The organism is Roseovarius dicentrarchi, assembly GCF_003316635.1.
GTDB lineage: Bacteria > Pseudomonadota > Alphaproteobacteria > Rhodobacterales > Rhodobacteraceae > Roseovarius > Roseovarius dicentrarchi.
In genome coordinates this window covers 1-4,459 of the sequence record NZ_QNQP01000051.1, presented here as the reverse complement: position 1 = coordinate 4,459, position 4,459 = coordinate 1, and the positions used below count along the sequence as shown (strand labels likewise).

2 protein-coding genes are annotated in these 4,459 nt (G+C 67.9%); both read right to left on the bottom strand.

The features are described 5' to 3' along the window. The coding region (locus DQ230_RS16595) for a serine hydrolase (RefSeq protein WP_162497495.1) at positions 1 to 1,617 on the bottom strand (1,617 nt) is incomplete at its 3' end. An 82-nt stretch (positions 1,618 to 1,699) separates the two neighbouring features. Next, a partial coding sequence (locus tag DQ230_RS16590; protein WP_113913673.1) for a hypothetical protein occupies positions 1,700 to 4,459 on the bottom strand: 2,760 nt, incomplete at its 5' end.

The following is a 4,459-nucleotide window of genomic DNA, read 5'->3' as shown; positions in this document are numbered from 1 at the left end:
AAAGCCGCCAAGCCCCGCGTCGTTCAGATGCTCGACCGTCACGCTGTCGGCCTGCCCGTCCGCGCCGATGGTAAACACGACCTGCGAGACGGAGCCTTCGGGCTGATTTTCCGTCACCGGAAAGGCGACGAAACGGTCGCCGTCCCAGTGGGACAGCGGCAGGCGCTGCGGGGCGGGGCCGACCTCCAGCAGCAGGCCATCCGCCATCTTGCGCACCTCGGCCGCGCCGAAATAGGCGCTGTCATAGCGTCCGGCATAGGCATCTGGCGGCCGGGCGGCGGCGGGCTGCTGCGGCGGGCTGGCCCCCACCAGCGCGCCCGCCGGGGCAGACAGCGGCGCGATGCGCGGGCCGTAGGCCGCCAGCCAGTCGCGCTGATCCGCGCCGAATTCCACCCGGTCAAGGAAACTGGCCGCCAGCGCCTCGGGCAGGCCGGTGGGGCTGGCATTGGTCAGCACGACGATGCCAAGCTTCAGATCCGGCAGCATCGCATAGGCCGTCGCCGCGCCAAGTGCGAAAGCGCCCGAATGGCTGAGCATGACGCGCCCGCTGGGGCGCACGCCAATGCCGACGCCATAGCCATAGCTGCCGGTCCGGTCCGCCGCATCAGCGGGGCGCCCGGTGATCGCCTGCGGCGACAGCGCGGGCAACAGCGCGCCGGGCGCAATCAGCTGCGCCCCGTCGCGCCGCCCGCCGGACAGCACCAGCTTCATCCATTGCGCCATGTCCCGCGCGCTGGAGCTGACGCCGCCTGCCGGGCTTTGCGCATCGGGTTGGCGCAGGTCCGCCACCGCAAATCCATCGGCGCGCGGCACATGGGCAGCGGCGCGGTTGCCCCGCGCCATGTAATCGGCATGGCGCGAGCTGGTCGCCCCCATGCCGAGCGGGGCATACAGCGCCCGCTCCGACAGGCTGGCCCAGTCTGTTCCGGCGGCGGTCGCCACCGCCTCCGCCGCGGCGGTCAGGCCGAAATTGGTATAGGCGTAATCGGCCCGGAACCGGCCCATCGGCAGCTGCCCCAGCCGCTCCAGCACCGCGCGGCGGCCATAACCCACATCCTCCAGATCGTCGCCGGCATGATCCGGCAGGCCCGAGCGGTGGGCATAGAGATCGCCGATCGTGACATGATCGCTGACCCAATGATCGCCCAGATCGAACCACGGCAGATAGTCGCGCACCGGATCGTCCCAGCTGACCGCACCGTTTGCCACCTGCGTGGCCACCACCGTCGCGCCGACGGATTTGGACAGGGAGGCCAGCAGAAAGACGGTATCGGCGTCCACCTCGGCCTGCCCGCCCTCTGCCCGCTGCCCCCAGCCGCGCATCAAGAGCGTGTCCTGCCCCTGCACCACGGCCACGGCAAGGCCCGGCACGCCGGTCCGGTCCAGCAGATCCTGCGCCAGCCCGTCCAAGGAGGCGACGGCATTAGCGATGCGGTCCTGCGGCACCGGCAGCACGGTCGCCCGCGCCGGGGACACCGCCGGGTCCGGCAGGGCGAACTCGGGCAGGGCAGATTGCGCATGCAGCGCGGTATTGGCGGCAAAGAGCGCGGCGGCGGCGGCCAGAAACGCGCCCGGAATGGCGCGCCGCCCTGCCGATATGCCGGTCGATCTGGTCATGTCTGCATCTCCTCAAGCTATTGACGTGGAATAGGGCGGCGGCCCGATGCGCGCCCCTTGCGCCGGGCGGATATGGCCCGGCTTAGCGCAGCGTCGCCGACGCGGTGGCGGTTGCCAGCTTCCAATCCTCGATCAGCGTGCCTTCGGTCCGCAGGTGGCTGGCCAGATAATACAGCCGCCGTGTCGCCGGGCCGTCCGGCGCGGTGTCGAACCGCTGCTTGAGGTAATAGGGCGGGATCGCCTGTGAATAGAGTGTCGCCGTCACGGTCACCCCGGCGGGATCAACACCGGCAGGCAGCGCGATGCGGTATTCAATCCGGTCCGAACCGGCGGTGAAATCGGGATCCTGCGCCGCGCCGCCCTCGGGCAGGGTGGCCTTCATAAAGGCGGCGGTCACGGCGCTGCCGCCGAATTTGGCCTCGAAGGCCGCTGTGCCCGGCGCCAGCGCCCCGTGCGGGGTCAGCCGGTTATCCTTGGGGTGCGAGACGCGGTTCACGAAACTGGTGGTAAAGGCACCCTTGGCGTTGCGGGTCAGCTCCTCGTAGATCTGCACCTGGCCCTGCGCGGTCACAACCCGGTGGTGCGGCTGGTAAAGCGCCACGTCCGCCCCCTCCGGCACATCGTCCAGAAATTCGGTCCGCAAAGGCGCGCCTGCGCCGTCCACGATCACCCCGGCGCCATTGGTGCAGCCCGAACACCACAGGGCCTGCCCGGCGGCGTCCACCGCCTTCACCTCCAGAAAGGCGCGGCGAAATCCCACGCCCGAAGGCAGCCGGTGGCCGGTGCGGTTGGTGACGGTGATATCGGCCATGATCCCCGTGGCTTCGGAGCGCACGGCGATGTCGATCCCGGCGGTTTCCTCGCGCGCCTGCTGCGCCATCGTGTCAATGGCCAGCTGGGCGCCATTGGTGGCATAGGTCATGGGCTGGGTCAGTCCCATGCCCATTTCGGTGGGGAACTGCCGCAGCATTTCAACCATAAAGACATTCAGCCCGACAAAGTTGTGCCGCCGATACCCCTCGCGCATCGGCACGTCGATCTCGTCCTGCGGCAGAAGGTTGGTTGCCTCCGGCAGGGTGGTGTCCTGAATCGTGGCGATCTGCGTGGTAATCCGGTCGAGTGCAACCGTGCCATCGGCACTGCGGAAATCAGACTTCATATGGCAGTCCTGGCACGACTGCGCCGTGGCCTCCTCGCTATAGGCGCTGTTGACCCATTCCAGATAGGTCGCCTGTTCAACCGACTGCTGAAAGTCGGTCAGCCCTTCGGGATATGTCACGCCGTAGTTGTCCTTGAGCAACGCCGCGCCATTGCGGGCCGCCCGATTGAACACATCCTGATCCGCAGACGTGTACCCGTCCAGCGGCACCGACATATCGGCGTCGACATTGGGCAGGTTGATGGTGTGGCAGGCACCGCAAAGTTCGCTGCTTTTGATGTAATCATCCTGCACCGGCGTGATGCCCATGGCGTTTTCCATCGGTTTGCGGCGCACATCGGCATAGGGGCCGATCAGCCGGTCTGCGTCCGTCATTTGAAAGACGCCGGTCGTGCCGTTCATCAGGTAGGTGTCCAGCGTGTTATAGTCAGGCTGCCCCTCGGCCCGCCGGGGCGGGGCGATGCGGTGACAGACGGCGCAGGACACCCCCTCGCGGGCGAGGTTGCCGTATTGGTGATAGTCATACGTGCCGCCCGCCTTTTGCGCGGCCTGTTCGGCCTGCGTCAGCGGCGCATGTAGCGACAGGTAGCCTGGCTTGAACACGTCGGGGTTCAGCCCCGCATCGGGGTTTGCGTGGGCGTCGATCTGTAATTGCCGCTGGCCCATGGCCCCGTGACAGGACAGGCATGTGGTGCCAAGCGCATCGGACAGATCGCCCGCGCCCGCCCGTTCCAGCAGGGCGAATTCGCTTTCCAGCTGGGCCAGGAAAATCGGATCGCGGCCCGCCAGCCCCATCGGCGACCAGCGCCATTCGCCATAGGGCGAGATGTCATAGCCGTCGCCGTAGGACGGGCCGGTTTGCAGGAACATCGCCATGCCCGACGGCAGCCCGCCAAGGCCGCCGTGACAGCCCACGCAATTATCCGACGTCAGGAAATGCTGCGGCCCGCCGGGGCGGGACGGCACATGATCCAGCCACTGGCCGGGCATATGCGGCACCTGCGCCGCCGGGATGGAAATCCCGTCGGCCGGGGGGAAGGTGGCCGTAAAATCCGGGTTCAGCGCCGGGCGCCCCCCTGCCGCGCCCGCAGTCACGCGGTCATAGGCGGCATCGTTGTGAAAATAATCCTCGATCAGCGCGGCGTCGCTTTGGCCCATGGCGGGGCGTTGCACGGCGGGCAGGTTCATCGGCCCCGGTGGCTGATCGGTCATGTTGCGCCAGCTTTCGTCCACGCGAAAGATCAGCGGCGCGCCGGGATACCCCTCGATATTGTCCAGCGAGGAAAAGATCAGCTCCTCCGCCGCCGAGGCATGGCAGCGCATGCACAGGCCATCGGCGGCCTGCCCCGAGGCGGGCGCATAGGGCGCCGCGAAATCATCCACCTGCCCCGCCGCATCCACCGAGGCAAAGAACCAGCCGCCGTAGGACAGCGCGCTGTCCTTGACCATGACGGTCCAGTTCAGTCCGCCGGTCCGGTGGAGGAAGTCGATCATCTGCGCCTCGACCTCTGCCGGGTCATCGGGGTGCAGATATTCCAGCGTGTCGCGGTAGGTGGTGTAGCGGGCGGCGGGGGGTGTGGCCATTTCCTTGACCACCATCGCGCCGTCGGGGATATCGCCCTGCCTGCCGCCCTCCAGCCAGTCGATCACCTGCGGGCCGTAATAGATCCGCACCGCGGGGTG